Raw genomic sequence first — 16,043 nt, forward strand, 5'->3', positions numbered from 1 at the left:
CCTGCGGCACGCATGGCGGGCTGGCCCCGCCGCTTCCCGGCCAGCTCCTCAACAGACAACCTCGACACGGCGACACCCGGAGGCGAAGGGTGCCGATTTGACGGAGAGGAACGGTGTGCTCTTCGCAGCGGGGCTCACGGAGGTCGGGTGCCGTAGCCTGTTATGATCCGGCCGACGTGGCCCAGCGAGGAGCCGGCGCCTGAGGCGACGAGCGTAGCGAGAAGAGCGCACCGTCCCGCTCCGTCTGCCGAACTTTCCGAAACGGACAGCCTCGACACGGCGACGGCCTGCCTGCAGCAGGCAGGGAGGAGCCGCCCGACGACAGGACCCGAAGGCAATCGGACGAGGAGAGAGCGCTTGACGCCGATAGCCTGTTGTTGCACCTAATACAGCTTCAGGAGGAGATATGGCGATAGAGGTTTCACGGCGGCTGGGGTCTCTGACCGGATATCCGTTCGCGGAGATAGATGCGAGGGTCGCCGGGCTTAGGGGGCAGGGCGTGGATGTGATCGACTTCGGGGTGGGCGACCCCACGGAGCCCACGCCAGAGGTCGTGCGCCGCGCGATCAAGGAGTCGGTGGACCGGCACGCGGCAGGCGGGTACCCCAGCTATGTCGGCGCCCCGGAGTTCAGGGAGGCCATAGCCGCATGGACGAGGCGGCGCTTCGGGGTGGAGCTCGACCCGGCGACCGAGATATCGGCCTCCATCGGCTCCAAGGAGGCGGTCTTCAACTTCCCCGAGGCGTTCGTGAACCCCGGCGATCTCGTGATCGCGCCGAACCCGGGCTATCCGCCTTATGCCCGCGGCACTCGATTCGCCGAGGGCGAGGTCCACCGCGTGAACCTCCTTGCCGAGAACGCGTTCCTCCCGGACCTCGATTCGATCCCCAAGGACGTCGCCAGGCGCGCGCGGATCATGTGGGTCAACTACCCCAACAACCCCACGGGCGCGGTCTGCGGCATCGATTTTCTCAAACGCTGCGTGGAGTTCGGAAGGGAAAACGGCATCATCATAGCCTCGGACGAGGCCTACACGGAGAACTACTACGGTGCGGCGCCCCACTGCATGCTCGAGGCGGGGAGAGAGGGCGTGGTCGTGTTCCAGTCGCTCTCCAAGCGCAGCTGCATGACCGGCTACCGCGTGGGCTGGGTCGCGGGCGATCGGCAAATCGTCTCCGCCTTCAAGAAGCTCAAGACGAACATCGACTCAGGGACCCCCACGTTCATACAGGACGCGGCGATCGCCGCGCTCTCCGACGAGGGACACGTGGAGGACCTCCGCGCCCTCTACAGGGAAAAGCGCGACATCATGGTGGACTCCTTCGTCAGGGCGGGGCTTGCCGAGTGCAGGCCCGATGCCACCCTCTACATCTGGCAGCGCATACCGGAGGGGATCTCGTCGGTGGAGTTCGCAAAGGCGCTTCTCGATCCCGCGATCGCCGTGGTGGCCACGCCGGGCAACTGGATCAGCGAAGAGACCCCGGAGGGCAACCCGGGCGAGGGGTATGTGAGGCTGGCCCTGGTGCCGACGGTGGAGCAGTGCCAAAAGGCGGCTGATCGAATCGCCGCCCGCCTTCGCTCTATCGTCTAAATTATTGATATTATAAATAAAAAGGGCTCCTTCCGGAGCCCTTTTTATTTTGAACAATCGCTGCCTCAGGCGGCTGCGGCCTGCGGCTTCTCGAACGCGAGGATCAAAAACAGGACAATGTTGACGACCGGCACCAGCGCGATGACCACCCCCCACCACGCCGGGTGACCCAGCCTCTCCACGAAGGCCATCCACATCAGTATCATGATCACTATGTTCACGATCGGTATGAGCAGGAGTATGAACCACCACATCGGTTTCCCGGAGAGCTTCAAAAGCAGGAAGATGTTCGCGATGGGGATGAGCGCCCAGACGAAAGCCTTGCCCATGGGCATCCCGAGCCTCACCGCCATCCTGGCTATGCAGTACGCCCAGAAGACGTAGACGGCCAGCGCCACGACTATCATCCCGATGCCCATTCCGGCGAACGCCGGCGGCATCTCCTGAATCTTGAACTGCTCCACCACGATCTCTTCGCCCATAGTGCCCCCCTTTGTTGTGACTGTCGGCCTTAAAATATCAGCAACGGGAAGGCGCGTCAATCTAACTGAAGAGCTTCTCCGCGGCGTATCTTGCCAGCGGCCTGCTCTCCGAGATGGCCATGCCCGCTATCATGAGGAAGGCGCCGGCGGCCGAGAGGGGGGTGAACGAGTCGCCCCCCAGGAGCCAGCCGAACAGGACGCCGAAGACCGCCTCCAGCGCGAATATGATGCCTGTGCGCGTGGGGTCCACGGTGCGCTGCGCCCAGGTCTGCACGGTGAAGGCAAAGGCTGTGGCCAGGATCGCGGTCACGGCCAGCGCCAGCCACCCCACGGGCGGCAGCGGAGTCGCCGGCGCGCCCCTGAGGAGCCAGACCAGGCCGCCGGCCGCGGCCACAAACGCGAGCTGGAAGACCACAAGCTCCACCACGCTGTGCCTGCAGGTGAACTCTCCGGTGAGGATTATGTGCCATGCGAATGCGGCCGCGCACCCGAGCGTGAGCAGGTCCCCCGCGTTGAGCCCCGCGGGTGCGAACCTCGTGAGCAGGAACATGCCGGGCGTGGCCACGGTCACTCCCGCCGCGGCGAAGAGGGCGGGCTTTTTCCCCGGGTAGACCATGAGGAAGAAAGGCACCATCACCATGTACATGCCGCTTATCAGCGCGGAGTTGGAGGCGGATGTGATCTTGAGCCCCTCGGTCTGCGCGACGTACGCGGAGAAAAGCAGGAGGGAAAGGGCCAGCGACGCCAGCAATGTCCCCGGCTTGGGCCGCGCAAGCTTCCTGTGGAAGACCGCGGCCATGAGGGCGGCCGCGAGCGCGAAGCGGAGGAAGAGGAAGTAGTAGACGTCGACCGAAACCACGGTCCACTTGACCAGTATGAATGTGGAGCCCCAGATCGCGGTCACTGCCACGAGTCCCGCCACGGCGGTCGCCTGCCTCCCTGAGCCGGCCTGATTCATGCGGTCAGTAGTGCCTCGGGCTGAACTTGTCGTAGAGGTTCTCGAACACGCCCCGGGGGTCGGTCTGCGACTTGATCCTGTCGTAGCGCGGCTTGTCGTAGACCTTCCAGAAAGTCGACTCGTCGAAGTGGTTGCGCGAGATCAGGGTCTTGAGCCCCCCGAGCTCCACGGTCTTCCTCTCCAGGAGCTCGGAGTAGTCGATGTTTGGGTCGGAGTTCTTCTTCCCGTAGACAGCGCAGTCGATGAAGAGGGTGTCGTCGATCTTTTTCGCGTACTCGTCGCTTATCCAGGGGTAGAGCTGCGGCGTGCGGTAGGGCACTATCCACAGGGGGAAGAAGTCGAAGTCGCTCTCGTACCAGCGGTAGAACTCCTCGAACCTCTTCGACGGGATGAAGACGTCCACCACCACCTCCGGCCGCCTCTTGAGCTTCATTATCGGTTTCACCCTCTTCGACCACTTGATGAGGTTGGTGGAGCCGAGGAGCATCTTGCCCAGCAGGAGCCTCGCCGGCATGGTCTCCATGAGCGGGACCGTGCGAGTGAGCCAGTGGCACTCGGCGTCGTAGCGGAAGAAGTAGTCGTAGGTGGTGAGGTAGTCCTCGACGCGCTCGGCGGTGCTTTTGTAGAAGATCTTGAGCCAGTCGTAGTTGCTCGTGTAGGGCGCGCTCTCCACCATGTCGCCGAGGCAGATGACGAACGAGTCCCTGGAGTGGATGATCGCGTCTATGAAGTCGTGGTCCGCCCTGTTGCAGTGGTTGCGGAGTTCCCTCCAGAACTCGGAGAACGAGCGGTGTCTCTCGTAGGTCATCTTCACGTAGGGTTTTGCCGGGTGCAGCCTGAACTTGGCCCTGGTTATGAGCCCCAGCGTGCCGTAGGAGCCGTGGAGCATGTGGAAGAGCTCCGGATTGCGCTCGGGCGAGCAGGTCGCGACGTCGCCTGTGCCGGTGACGATCTCGTATTCGAGGCAGGAGTCGTGGAATCCGCCGTGCCTGTAGGACATGGACTCGATTGAGCAGCCCGAGACCGCGCCGCCCACCGTTATGCCCTTGAGCTCCGGCACCGTGTAGGGCACGAGCCCCTTCGCGAGGGTTGCCTTCACCAGTTCCGAGAACGTCACGCCCGACTCCGCGGTGCAGGTGCGCTCCGACTCGTTTATCTCGAGGATACTGGTCAGCGGCGTCATGTCTATCCTGGGGAGATCCTCCTTTTCCCTCGGATTGGGGACGAAGTGCGACACGGCCGCCTTGCGGATGCGTGCGGGCTCGCCCCTCCCGCCCCTGGACCTCACCTGGTCGGATATCGTGCGGACCACCGACTCGTGGTTCTGCTCAGTCATGGATCCCCCTAGTCACGCCCTGGCCTGGGAGCGCCATCTCCTCAGGCGCTCCTGTTTGATCTCGCGTATCCTGTCAAGGTTCACTCTGTTCACGAGATCCTTGAGGTCATCCGTGGTCTTCCTGGCCTTCAGGTGTATCTCGTTCCTGGCATTGGTTATATCGGTGCCGGCCTGGGCGTATGCCTCCCTGAGGTGCTTGATGAACCCGCGCATGTTGGCCCTGCTCTTGCGGGTCATGCGCCAGCCGTACATGCGCATCACCACGCCCCACATGTCGAGCCTGAGGAGCTTGGAGACGACCTGGCGGAACGAGTAGAACCTGACCATGGACTTGATGGTCAGCGTCTGCAGCTGCAGCACGCTCATGCCCTTGGGCGTAAATACCACGTGGTGCGCGTCGTAGTAGGCCCAGTCGCGCGATATGAGCCTCCCCTCCGCGGCGAGGTTGTTGAAGACCTGGGTGCCCGGCAGCGGGACGAGGATCATGAACTGCACCGAGGCGAGGCCGTTTCTCTTGGCGAACTTCACCGTCTCCCGGAGGGTCGCCGGGTCGTCGTGGTCGGCGCCGAATATGAACATCCCGTGTATGTTTATGCCGTAGGAGTTGATGATGCGGATCGCCTTCTCCATCTCCTCGGGCGTCTGTCCCTTGTTGAGCGCCTCGAGGGTGCGCGCGTTGATCGATTCCAGGCCGATGTAGACGATGGTGCAGCCGGCGCGCTTCATGAGGCCGAGAAGCTCCGGGTCGCGCGCCACGTCGATGCGGACCTGCGCGCTCCACTTCATTGAAATCCCCTCGGCGATCATCGCGCGCAACAGTTCCTTGGTGTGCGACGGGTTGGCTACGAAGTTATCGTCGTAGAAGAACACCCAGCTGGGCTTGCGCTGTCTCAGCTCCTCCATTACGTTGCCCACGGAGCGGAAGCGGTAGCGCCTGCCGAACATCGCGGTCACCGAGCAGAAGTTGCACCCGAAGGGGCAGCCCCTGGACATTATGATCGGCGTTATGCTCAGGTCTCCCTTGAACTTCTTGCTGCCGCCGACGAGGTCGAAGTCCGGGAACGGGTATCGGTCGAGGTCCTGGCAGCGCTCAGGGAGGTCGTTGCTGCGTATGCGGTTGCCGTACCGCCAGGAGAGGCCGGGGATGGATTCGAACCCCTCGCCTGTCTCCAGGGCCCTGATGAACGGGATGATCGTCTCCTCGGCCTCTCCGCGCATCACGAAGTCGCAGTGTTCCAGCGCCTCCTCCACGAGGAAGGAGACGTGGGGGCCCCCCATCACGACCGGGATGCCCGCCTTGCGGACGATGTTCGCCATCTCGTAGGCGCGCGGCGCCGTCGAAGTGATGGTCGATATCCCTACCAGGTCCGCGTCGAAGACATCGTCGTAGTCGATGCCCTTGATGTCTTCGAAGAAGACCTTCACCTCGAAGCCCGCGTCCCTGAGGATGGTTGCGAGGATCAGCGTGCCCATCCTCGGCAGCCCCCACTTCTTGTAGATGTGGGCGCCGGGGGCGCACGGTTCGATGAACACTATCTTGCGTATGGGCAGGCCTGACATGGTGTGTGAATAGAGCCGATTTCTTCGGATAAATCAAGTATTTCGGACGCTGCACCGCGCGAGGCCCAGCGAGGCCTCCATCTCGTCTGCCGCCGCCATGGCAAAGAGGGTGCAGTTGGTAATCCCCAGGGAGTCGATCAGGCGCTCCTCGAGGCCCTTTCTGACCACCGTGAGGGTATTGGGCGCCACGGAAATGGCCCGGCGCGCCGCTTTCAGGAATCCTTTGCCCTCTTCGAGCTCCAGGGGCCCCAGTTCGTCCATGACGAAGAGTTCCGGGGCTCGGGATCCTGGACCCGGGACTCGGCAGAGGCGCTCTGCCAACTCCGTTGTCCTCTCGAATGCAAGCCGGTTGAAGTGAAAGCGGCGCCAGGGGAACGAGCCCTGAAAGGGCCTCGCACGCGTGAAGGGGAGAGGCGGGGCGGGACCCCCTGCATCGATCGCCACGAAGTCGTGGCCCGCTTTAATGCCCGCGCGGGTGTGGGCCGGAGTGATCCATCCCCCCACCTCGCGGCCCTGTCCCATGATCCTCGTGACAAGGCCCTGCACGCAGGAGCTCTTGCCTGAATCGATCTCCCCTGTGAGAATGATGTGCACGCTGTGCCCCTGCTATCTTGCTGCCTTGTCCGAAAGGAGCGCGGATGCCGCCCGGCGCGCGGCCGAGAACAGCCCGAAGCGCGCGACCGCGGAAAACGCCAGCCCCTGCATCGCGATGGATATGGCGGGGTTCCAGATGCAGCGCTGCATGGCCGGGATAGAGTAGATCGGGGCGGAGAGGAACTTGAATGCGGCAGCGACGAGGCTCACGGCGAAGAGATGCATGGGTCCCACGCCCGACTTGAGGGCCATGAAGAGTATGGAGAAGCCGATCCCGGACATGATGAGGCCTGCGTAGGGCACTCTTACGACATGGAGCGCTCCGCCTAGTATCGCCTCGATCAATCCCCATGCGGCGCCGAATGAAAATATGAAGACAATTTGACGGACCTTGATCATCCATTCCTCCTCTTTCTCTCGCCTCTTAGCTTCTCAGCTTCTCAGCATCTAAACGTTGAACCTGAAATGCACCACGTCGCCGTCCTTTATGACGTAGTCGTGCCCCTCTATGCGGAGATGCCCCTCATCCTTGACCTTGTGCTCGGAACCGGTCTTGAACAGGTCGTCGCTCGAGTAGACCTCGGCCCTCACGAAGCCCCGCTCGAAGTCGGTGTGAATCTTTCCCGCTGCGGCAGGGGCCTTCGTGCCGCGCCTGACGGTCCAGGCGCGCACCTCCGGGCCGTCCTTGGTGAAGAAGGTGATGAGATCGAGCAGCTTATAGGCCGCGTGGATGAGCCTGGGCAGCCCCGGCTCTGCGAGGCCCAGGTCGTCGAGGAATGCGCGCTTCTCCTCGTCGGAGAGGTCGGCGAGCTCGTCCTCGATCGAGCCGCAGATCTCTATGGCCGGGGAGCCCTCCTCTGCGGCGTGCGCCAGCGCCGCCTTCACCCGCTCGGACGGCCCCTTCACGTCGCTCTCGTTGACGTTGAGAACATAGAGGACCGGCTTCGTGGTGATGAGCCCGGTGGTGTCCAGCTCCTCCCGCTCCTTTTCCGAGAGGGGGGCCTTTCGCGCGGGCAGCCCGGACTCGATCGCGGCCTTGAGATTCTCCAGCAGCGGCAGCTCCGCCCGCGCGGCCTTGTCGCCAGTCTTTGCCAGGTGGGAGGCCTTCTCGTGGCGCTTGGTGACTATCTCGAGGTCCGCGAGCGCGAGCTCGGTGTTCACGACCTCGATGTCGTGAACAGGGTCTATTCTGTCGTAGGAGTGCGGCACGTCCTCCGCGTCGAAGCATCGGACGACGTGGGCCACGGCATGCATCTCGCGTATGTGCGAGAGGAATCTATTGCCCAGCCCCTCGCCCTTGTGGGCGCCCTCGACGAGGCCGGCGATGTCCACGAACTCGACCTGGGTGGGGACCACGCGCTCTGGCTTGAATATCGAGGCGATCTTGTTCAGCCGATCGTCCGGGATGGCGACCATGCCCGTGTTGTGGTCCTTTGTGCAGAAGGGGTACTTCTCGGCAGGTACGTGGGCCGCGGTCATCGCGTTGAAGAGGGTGGACTTGCCCACGTTGGGCAGCCCCACTATGCCGCAGTTTATGCTCATGCGGCGAGAGTGCCAGAGCCCGGCTCCTAATTCAACGCTGTTTTACAGCCCGAATTCGAGCGTCAGGCCGGCCTGGCCCCCGAAGATAACGCCGAAGGAGGTCTCGTCGGCGCGGCAGCGCGAGCCGAGAGAGCCCTCCTGGGTGAAGGATGCGTTTCCGGTGCCGTCGGGCCTCACATGCACCCCGTCGCTTGAGCCGGGGTCGTAGGCGTACGCGCAGCCGTCGTCGGTGACCGCACCGACATACAGCCCCGCCTCAAGGGCGAGGAAAGCGCCGAGGCCCAGGGTCTTGCCGCCTCCTATGTCCCAGCGCTTGAACATTACCGCGATCTCAGGGGAGATCGTGAGCGCCGCCCCCCTCATGGACATGTCCATGGAGATGGGCGTGAAGGAGTAGGCGGTGCCGTCGGCGGTGACCGGCGGGTCGTTGAGCTCGATCGGGACATACGGGCTTGCCCTGTCGGGGCCGGAGATGCCCACGTAGTCGAGGTTGGCCATGAGCTTTAGGAATATCGAGTCCGATATGTCGCCCGCTGCACCGAGCCTCACGCCCGTGAACATCGCATGGCGGAAGCCGTGGAAGTGGGCGCCGAACGAGAACCTGGCGCCGCTCTCGAGCACGTTTGTGACCGCGTCGAACGCGAGCCCGAGGCCGCCCAGGCCCGACTCCACGCCCTCGCCGGCGAGGTCCATGAATATGCGGTACTGGGGGCTCGGGGCCATGTGCAGAAGCCAGGCCAGCTCGCGTTCCTTTGGAGGCTCCGGCGGAGCGGCCTTCTCTTCGGCATTCGGCTCCTCCTCCTCCTCCTCCTCCTCAACTTCCTCCGCAGCGGCGTCCTCCTCAACCCTGTATGAGGGAGGTATCTCGTCGTCCACCACGGCTTCCGCCACTGCTTCTTCCTGGACCGGCGCATCGAAGATGTCATCGGCCAGAATGTCAGCCGCCGTCGCGGGTGCCTGATCGTCTACTCTCATCTTTGTCCTCCATGGTCTCAATTCTGCATATCGCCCGGTCCCACGCCCCTATTCGCACTCTATCGATACGTTCCAGTAGTGCTCGAAGAGGTACGGGAAGTACATGAAGCCGGCGCCCGATACGGCGGTGCACTCGGTGCCGTTCCAGTCGTCGCAATCCACGTCCATGCTGACTGAGCTGTCCTGCGCGAAGTAGAGCTCGTTGGCCGTGGACAGGAGTATGGGCGTGGGGTCGCAGGTTATATCATCCGCCTCGGTCATCGGAAGGACGAGCCCGTCCACGAACGAGGCGACGATCGCGTCCCAGCTGCGCATGGTGATCTCTCCACCCAGCTCTCCGAGTGAACCCAGGAACTGGTATGTGCCGGTGAGGTCCAGGGCGTAGTCGGGCACGGTCTGCGCGTCCTTGGGCCAGGTGACGGCCGGGAAGGTTTGCCTCGATGCCTCGATGGTCGAGCTGGTGCCGGTCGCGGCCCTGAAGCGCATGGTCTGAGGTGAGCCCTGCTCCATGAACATCGCGTATTTCATGCCCCAGGAGTCCTCGGCAACGAGCCTGCATGAGGCGAAGGTGTAGGCGGCTGTCGTATCGGTTTCTGTCTCAGTCTCCGTTTCCGTTGCTGTCTCCGTGTCGGTGACGGTGTCCGTGTCCACTCCTCCGTCCACCCCGGCATCCATCGTTGAGGTGTCGGTGTCAGTGTCGATGTCGGTGTCCGTATCCGTATCCACGTCGGTGTCGGTGTCGATGTCGGTATCGGCGTCGGTGTCCGTATCCACGTCGGTATCGGCGTCGGTGTCCGTATCCACGTCGGTATCGGTGTCGGTGTCCGTATCCAGGTCAGTTCCGGTATCCGTGTCCGTATAGGTGTCCGTGTCGGTATACGTGTCGGTGTCGACGTCCGTGTCCGTGTCGGTATCGGTGTCCGTATCGGTGTCCGTGTCGACATCGGTGTCAACATCCGCGTCTGCATCGGTGCCTCCGAGCGGCGGAAGGTCAGGCAGCTCCTTCTGATCGGAGCAGCCGCTCAGGAGCGCGAACGGCAGGAGCGGGGCTGCCAGGGCTGCGAGCACCCAGTCGGTCGGGCTTTTGAAATCGATCTTGAAGTAAGACATTTTGTTCTCCTCCCTCTCGATGAGGTTCTTGATCAGTACTCGGTGGCCCCTATGTCCGGCAGGCTGTCGGAGCGTTCCTTGCCGTCGACATCGACCGCGACGCCGGTGCCCAGCGGCCCCAGATCCTTTGCCAGGGGCTGGTTATCGGGCATCAGCTCGCCGGCATCGGTGTCGAAGAAGGGCACGATCATCGCTGCATTGATCTGATTGTCGCGGCGGTCCACCTCGCTGGTCCCGCACTGAGGCGGCGGCATCGCCAGGTCGCACTCGTTTATAACCTCGAGGGCCTCGTTCTCCGCGGTATCATAGTAATATGCCATCAGCAGCGGGGTGGCGAAGAAGTCCTCGTTGACCAGATTCGCCACGATCCCCCTGGCGCAGAAGTTTGTCTGGCACGCCTTCCTCAGGCGGAAGAGGGAGTTTTTGACGTTGTTGCCGTAGACGAAGGCGATGTTGCCCAGGGAGTCGAACTGGACGTCCGAGCTGTCTGAGCCTACGGTGTGAAGCTCACCCTGGCTGCCCATGATGATGAAGGTGTTGTGCATCGCCGAGACGTTCGAGGCCGCGTTGAGGTTCGTGAGCTCTATGCCGGTCTTGTCCGAGTGGTCGCTTGGCGCCAGCGTCATCGTGAAGATGTTGTTAACCACGGATACGTTGAGCGGCTTCATCTGGGCCTGGACATCCACGCCCGTCGTCTCCATCTCGGTGTTGGCCGCGGGTACGAGCCTGAAGCGGTTGCGCTCGATGTCGAAGGTGCCGCCGGGCATGGGGCAGTTGATGCGCACGCCCGCGAGGCTGCCGGCCACGTCTTCAAGGGAGAACGTGTTGCCTGCGACCGTGTAATGCACCGCTTGGGCTGTGCAGCGCAGCGAGACGCCGGCGGAGGCGCTGGTCCCCTGGACGTCTATGGAGTTGTCCTCGACGACAGCGCCGGTGGTGTCGCCGAGCGCCACGCCCGTGAATACCGCGCTCGATGAGAGCGGGGCGCTGCCTGCGACCGCAACACCTCTGAAGACGACCGAGTCGCTGTCCACCGCCTGGAACGCCTTGAGATATGACTCGTTTCCTGGCTCGATGGCCACCGCGAGCGGACCCTCGAGCGCATCCATCTCCACGCCCTGGCTTGCGCCCACCGAGACCGCTATGTAGTCGTCGCACTCGCCGCTGTTTCTGAATGCGCTCGAGGAGATCGAGACCGTCTCGCTCCCCTGCACATCGACGTCGCGGCAGAGACCGCCGGCGCTCCCCGGCGTCACAAACGAGAGGTCAAGGAGCGCTATGCCCTGGCTGTCAGTGATCAGGATGCTGCGGGATTCGAGCGGCGCCGATCCCCCCTCTATGGAGAAGCACCGTACGGAGGTGTCGGAGATGCCGTCGGCGGTCATCGCCTGGGCCGCGCCTGCAGGCGCCTTGACGATAGTGCCCGCGTTGGATGCGGCGTACGTCACGTCGCCCTCTTCGTCCCACGAGGCGGCGCAGCCCCTGAGGTCGAGGCCGCCCTGCAGGGCGATCTCCTCCTCGTAAGTCCCCTCCATCACGAATATGTCGGAGAGTCCGTTCGCCGCGGCGATAAGGATCCCCCGGCCGATGGTCGCCACCGGCCGCAGCGGGCTTCCGCTGTTCGCATCGTTGCCCATGGTCCCGGAGACATAGACCGCGGTCAGCTGCTCGCCATCGTCCGGCGGCAGGCCGTCTTCGGTCACGGTGATCTCGGCAATTGCAGGCGCGCTGGAGTTTCCGGCGGAGTCGGTGACTATGAGCTGTATCGTTATGACCGTGGGCGTGCCGGGGGCAACGAACGAAGCCTCGGCCTCATCGGCCCCGGATATTTCGATCGGCTCGCCGGAGGTCTGGCTCCAGGAGAAGGTCGCGATCTCGTCCCCGTCGGGGTCGTAGGAGCCGCTCCCGTCCAGGGAGACGGTCTCGCCGTACGCCGCGTTGATAGGATCGGCCGCGATCACGGCGACAGGCAGAAGGTTCGATATGTCCGGATTCGGATCGAGCAGCGCTTCATCAGGGAGCTCCCCCCCGCCGCATGACGCCCCTGCCATCAGGATCAGAAAAGCAAGCGCGGCGAAGAGATATCCTTTGTGCCTCTCATCTCTGTTCTGCATAATGACCGGGCCTCCGTGAACGCTCTGTTTGTGCAGCGCCTCGAGTCGGCAGACACTAGCAATTATACGGCGTCTTGTATAGATTTTTATTATCCGACATGCGAGAATGGGAGCATCGCTTTAACTTATTGATATAATTACTAATTTTAATAAAGGGGCTAAATTGTGATCGCTTTGATTTGTGAAATATGAATTCATCTGGTCTGATTTTGATCATCTGGGCGATATGGAGGGCTCGATGTTCAGAAAGCTTTGCCTGCGCACGATCATCATCTGGTCCCTGCTCCCCCTGTGCAGCTGCGGCATAGTCGAGGAGAACATAGTCATCAATTCCATAACACCGTCCAAGGGCTCCACCCTCGGCAGCACCGAGGTGACGATAAGCGGCCGCGGCTTCGACAGCGGGACGACGGTCGTGTTCGGCGATCTGCAGGGCCGGATCGTGTCCGTGGAGGAGGGCGAGATCGTGGTCGAGTCGCCCTCGTCGGGGGGGACGACCGGATCGGTGGACGTCACCGTGACCAACTCGCTCGCCGAAACCGTTACGCGCAAGGGAGGGTTTACCTACGGAAGCATGCTGGCCGCGGTCAACTGGCAGTCGGACGACGTGGCACTGTTTTCCGTCGACAGCGAAAAGAGCGCGCTGGCCCCGTTTGCTGACTCGCCCTTCTCGCCGGGGGGGACCGCGCCGCGCGGGATTGCGCTGGACGTGGCGAGCGGCTTTCTCTTCGTCACCAACGGCAACAGCTCCACGATGATGGTCTTCGGGGTTTCCTGGGCAGAGGGGAAGCTCAACGCGGTCCCCGGGGCGCCTTTCGCAGTTGGCGCGGCGGGCCCCGTTGCAGTGGCGCTCGACACATCCCTCAAGTTAGCCTTCACGGCCAACTACACCTCGGACACGATGTCCGTGTTTTCGTACGATCCGAAGACCGGCGCTGCCATGCTCCTGGGCACGGCCCTGTCTTCGGGCGAAAAACCTCTGGACATCGCGTGCGATCAGGGGACGAGGCTCTTATTCGTCACAAACGAGAAGACCTCCAGGCTCTCGGTATTCTCCTACGAGGCGGACGGCACGACGACCGAGGCGGCAGGCTCCCCGCATGACCTCGGGGGCACGAGCCCTGCCGGGATCGCGCTCGATCACGCGCGAAGGATCCTCTACACGGCGAACCGCGGCTCATCGAACATAGACGCATTCACCTACGATGCTGCCGGGGTGCTCACGCGGGTCGACGGCTCGCCGTTTCGCTCCAACGGCACGGTCCCGTACGACATGGCGATCGACACCGCCCGCGGCCTCCTCTTTGTGGCCAATTCCGGCAGCAATTCGGTGGCGGCTTTCAACTACAACTCCGTCGGGGAGCTCGCGCGCGTGACTGCGGGTGAGACCGGCTCAGGCGGGACCACGCCCGTGGCCCTGGCCCTGGACACGGTCAACCGCGCGCTCTATATAGCCAACCGCAGCTCCAGCGACATCCAGGTGAAGGCATACGACGACGCGGGCGTGCTCTCGAACGTGGAGGGCCCCGTGGACAGCGGCGGCATCGGGCCGTTCAATCTGGAGTTTATACCGTGACTCGTGACTCGTGACTCGTGACTCGTAACTCGGGACCCGGGACCCGGAAATCGGATCACAACTCACAACTCACAACATGAAATCAGTTCACTTGGTATCTTTAGGCTGTCCGAAAAACCTCGTCGATTCCGAGGTGATGCTCGGTGCCCTCCTGCGCGCAGGGTTTGGGATCACGGAGGACGCCTCGCGCGCCGACGTCATCATCGTCAACACCTGCGCGTTCATCGAGGACGCGAAGAGGGAGGCGATCGACGCGATCCTAGAGATGGCGCGCTTCAAGTCCGAGGGCAAGGCCAGGCTCCTCGTCGTCGCCGGCTGCCTTCCGCAGCGCTACGAGGAGGAGATAGAGGACCTCTTCCCTGAGGTGGACATATTCGTCGGCGCAGGGGAGTTCCACCGGATAGCCGACATCCTCGTGGCGTGGGAGGGCAGGCGCTCCATCCATGTGGCCAGGCCGGAGTTCCTCTACGACCACGGCTCGCCCCGCATCCAGGCCACCCCTCCGCACACCGCCTACATAAAGATCGCCGAGGGCTGCTTCCACCCCTGCTCCTTCTGCATCATCCCGAGCATCCGCGGGGGGTTCCGCTCCCGGGAGCCTCAGTCGGTCGTGGAGGAGGGAAGGCAGCTCATCGCCCGCGGAGTGCGCGAGCTCAACCTCATCGCGCAGGACACCACCGGCTACGGCAGGGGAAAGGGGAGCGACATAGCCTCGCTCGTGGAGGGGCTCGCGGGGATATCGGGCGAGAAGTGGATACGCATCATGTACGCCTATCCTCACGATTTCCCGATGCGCCTCATCGACGTGATGCGGGACCATCGGGACGTATGCCGCTATCTGGACATACCGATACAGCACATAAGCGACCGGATACTGAAGTCCATGAGGCGGAAGGGCGATGCGGCGGAGATCAGGGGGCTCATCTTAAGGCTCCGCGCCGAGATCCCGGAGATCGCGTTGCGCACGAGCCTCATCGTCGGCTACCCGGGCGAGACGGAGGCGGAGTTCGAGGAGCTGTGCGCATTCGTGCGCGAGGCGCGCTTTGAGCACCTGGGCGCGTTCGCTTTCTCCCCTGAGGAGGGGACCGCTGCCGCGAAACTCAAGGGGAGGGTGCCGGCCGATGTGGCCGAGGAGAGGCGGCGCCTCATCATGGAGCTGCAGCAGAGGGTAGCGCGCGAGAAGAACGCGGCGCTGGTGGGGAAGAGGATGAAAGTTCTCGTCGAGGGGCTCTCCGAGGAGAGCGAGCACCTGATCCAGGCGCGCCACGAGGGCCAGGCCCCTGACATCGACGGGGTTGTCTATATAAATGAAGGGAACCCCAAGGTCGGCGAATTCGCCGAAGTCGAGATCACGGATTCGCACGACTATGATCTGGTTGGACGCGTCCTCTGACCCCTCAGACGTGGCGCTTCGGGGTGCTCTTCTCGCTATCCCTCCTCGCCTCAGACGCCGTCTCGTCGGGGGCTTTCGTCGGCCGGATCATAGAGGCTACTGAATCCGGCCTCCTCGAGCCACGCTGCGAAGAGCACCGCCGAACCGCCCCGTCACGGCGGCACTCTGTGCCACACTCAACTTCCCCCTCCCTCGATGGGAGGGGGGCAGGGGGAGGGTGACCTAAATCTCCCGCAATTTCCTTGATATTACTTATATTTGATGCGAGTTAGGGCGAGGCATGGGGACGTTATGAGCTGACTCGTTATTTTGTTTGGAGGACATCATGAGCGGAAGTTGGCTACCAGCTGTTATAATGGCACTAGCTGCTTTTGTTGGTGCAATAATTGGCGCTGTTGTACGGCCATACTTTGAAGACATATTCGAAAAAAGGCAGAAAAGAAGTCAGTATCGTCGAGTTGCTCTAGAGAAGCAGCTTAATGATCTTTACCGGCCCTTGTATGAATATGCCGAAGTGTGATCCAGAGTATGGTTATGAGTGGGAAAATTGGAAAAAGGAAGACTTTGCTCATTGGCTTACGGAGGCGTTGGATATAATCGTTCCAAAGATACATTTAGCACCTGACGAAATTTTGGAAAAAATTCATCGGTTAAGAGAAAATGCCGTACGATCCTTGCGAGAAGACTGGAGTGTCGAAAAAGATGCCGAATATTTATACACACACATAAAGAAGCACTTTCATTTATTACGCAAGGAATTGGAAATATCGTGAGTGGTCGCTTCTTAATTGATGCGCACGATACAGTGCCCC

The 16,043-nt window shown here is 62.5% G+C and carries 13 protein-coding genes; 3 read left to right on the plus strand and 10 right to left on the minus strand.

All coding sequences use genetic code 11. The features are described from left to right. Positions 1–406 precede the first annotated feature (406 nt). On the plus strand, positions 407–1,591 hold the full coding sequence (locus JXA24_04905; protein ID MBN1283096.1) for an aminotransferase class I/II-fold pyridoxal phosphate-dependent enzyme: 1,185 nt from the start codon (positions 407–409) through the stop codon (positions 1,589–1,591). A 65-nt stretch (positions 1,592–1,656) separates the two neighbouring features. On the opposite strand, the gene JXA24_04910 is transcribed toward JXA24_04905, so the two are convergent. The 10 genes from JXA24_04910 to JXA24_04955 all read right to left on the minus strand — a co-directional run bounded on the left by JXA24_04910 (position 1,657) and on the right by JXA24_04955 (position 12,262). Next, on the minus strand, positions 1,657–2,073 hold the full coding sequence (locus JXA24_04910; protein MBN1283097.1) for a hypothetical protein: 417 nt from the start codon (positions 2,071–2,073) through the stop codon (positions 1,657–1,659). A gap of 61 nt (positions 2,074–2,134) precedes the next feature. Beyond that, positions 2,135–3,031: a DMT family transporter gene (locus JXA24_04915; GenBank protein ID MBN1283098.1), complete on the minus strand. Its 897-nt coding sequence runs from the start codon at positions 3,029–3,031 to the stop codon at positions 2,135–2,137. 4 nt (positions 3,032–3,035) lie between these two features. Then, the gene (locus JXA24_04920) at positions 3,036–4,367 is read right to left on the minus strand and encodes an FAD-binding oxidoreductase (protein MBN1283099.1); all 1,332 of its coding nucleotides are present in this window, start codon (positions 4,365–4,367) and stop codon (positions 3,036–3,038) included. Positions 4,368–4,379: 12 nt separating this feature from the next. Continuing rightward, complete coding sequence (locus tag JXA24_04925) at positions 4,380–5,927, minus strand: B12-binding domain-containing radical SAM protein (GenBank protein MBN1283100.1); 1,548 nt, start codon at positions 5,925–5,927, stop codon at positions 4,380–4,382. Positions 5,928–5,960: 33 nt separating this feature from the next. Then, complete coding sequence (locus JXA24_04930; GenBank protein MBN1283101.1) at positions 5,961–6,521, minus strand: hypothetical protein; 561 nt, start codon at positions 6,519–6,521, stop codon at positions 5,961–5,963. Positions 6,522–6,533: 12 nt separating this feature from the next. Then, complete coding sequence (locus JXA24_04935) at positions 6,534–6,920, minus strand: hypothetical protein (GenBank protein MBN1283102.1); 387 nt, start codon at positions 6,918–6,920, stop codon at positions 6,534–6,536. Positions 6,921–6,968: 48 nt separating this feature from the next. Then, positions 6,969–8,063 (minus strand): redox-regulated ATPase YchF, encoded by a 1,095-nt coding sequence (ychF, locus tag JXA24_04940; protein ID MBN1283103.1) that lies wholly within the window; start codon positions 8,061–8,063, stop codon positions 6,969–6,971. A 42-nt stretch (positions 8,064–8,105) separates the two neighbouring features. After that, positions 8,106–9,038: a hypothetical protein gene (locus JXA24_04945; GenBank protein ID MBN1283104.1), complete on the minus strand. Its 933-nt coding sequence runs from the start codon at positions 9,036–9,038 to the stop codon at positions 8,106–8,108. Positions 9,039–9,086: 48 nt separating this feature from the next. Then, positions 9,087–10,148 carry a hypothetical protein gene (locus tag JXA24_04950; GenBank protein ID MBN1283105.1) on the minus strand — a complete coding sequence of 354 codons (1,062 nt, stop codon included), beginning with the start codon at positions 10,146–10,148 and terminating at the stop codon, positions 9,087–9,089. Between the two features lie 32 nt (positions 10,149–10,180). After that, positions 10,181–12,262, minus strand: a complete 2,082-nt coding sequence (locus JXA24_04955) for a hypothetical protein (protein MBN1283106.1) — start codon at positions 12,260–12,262, stop codon at positions 10,181–10,183. Positions 12,263–12,500: 238 nt separating this feature from the next. Between JXA24_04955 and JXA24_04960 the strand changes: the two genes are divergently transcribed. Both JXA24_04960 and rimO read left to right on the plus strand, forming a co-directional pair. Next, positions 12,501–13,838 carry a beta-propeller fold lactonase family protein gene (locus JXA24_04960; GenBank protein ID MBN1283107.1) on the plus strand — a complete coding sequence of 446 codons (1,338 nt, stop codon included), beginning with the start codon at positions 12,501–12,503 and terminating at the stop codon, positions 13,836–13,838. Between the two features lie 76 nt (positions 13,839–13,914). After that, positions 13,915–15,231 carry a 30S ribosomal protein S12 methylthiotransferase RimO gene (rimO, locus tag JXA24_04965; GenBank protein ID MBN1283108.1) on the plus strand — a complete coding sequence of 439 codons (1,317 nt, stop codon included), beginning with the start codon at positions 13,915–13,917 and terminating at the stop codon, positions 15,229–15,231. Positions 15,232–16,043: the final 812 nt, after the last annotated feature.

It is taken from the genome of Pseudomonadota bacterium, from assembly GCA_016927275.1.
Classification (GTDB): Bacteria; UBA10199; UBA10199; order 2-02-FULL-44-16; family JAAZCA01; genus JAFGMW01.

Coding starts and splice junctions, on each gene's coding strand:
- JXA24_04905 (MBN1283096.1), top strand. CDS start 407: ATGGCGATAGAGGTTTCACGGCGGCTGGGGTCTCTGACCGGATATCCG.
- JXA24_04910 (MBN1283097.1), bottom strand. CDS start 2,073: ATGGGCGAAGAGATCGTGGTGGAGCAGTTCAAGATTCAGGAGATGCCG.
- JXA24_04915 (MBN1283098.1), bottom strand. CDS start 3,031: ATGAATCAGGCCGGCTCAGGGAGGCAGGCGACCGCCGTGGCGGGACTC.
- JXA24_04920 (MBN1283099.1), bottom strand. CDS start 4,367: ATGACTGAGCAGAACCACGAGTCGGTGGTCCGCACGATATCCGACCAG.
- JXA24_04925 (MBN1283100.1), bottom strand. CDS start 5,927: ATGTCAGGCCTGCCCATACGCAAGATAGTGTTCATCGAACCGTGCGCC.
- JXA24_04935 (MBN1283102.1), bottom strand. CDS start 6,920: ATGATCAAGGTCCGTCAAATTGTCTTCATATTTTCATTCGGCGCCGCA.
- ychF (MBN1283103.1), bottom strand. CDS start 8,063: ATGAGCATAAACTGCGGCATAGTGGGGCTGCCCAACGTGGGCAAGTCC.
- JXA24_04945 (MBN1283104.1), bottom strand. CDS start 9,038: ATGAGAGTAGACGATCAGGCACCCGCGACGGCGGCTGACATTCTGGCC.
- JXA24_04950 (MBN1283105.1), bottom strand. CDS start 10,148: ATGTCTTACTTCAAGATCGATTTCAAAAGCCCGACCGACTGGGTGCTC.
- JXA24_04955 (MBN1283106.1), bottom strand. CDS start 12,262: ATGCAGAACAGAGATGAGAGGCACAAAGGATATCTCTTCGCCGCGCTT.
- JXA24_04960 (MBN1283107.1), top strand. CDS start 12,501: ATGTTCAGAAAGCTTTGCCTGCGCACGATCATCATCTGGTCCCTGCTC.
- rimO (MBN1283108.1), top strand. CDS start 13,915: ATGAAATCAGTTCACTTGGTATCTTTAGGCTGTCCGAAAAACCTCGTC.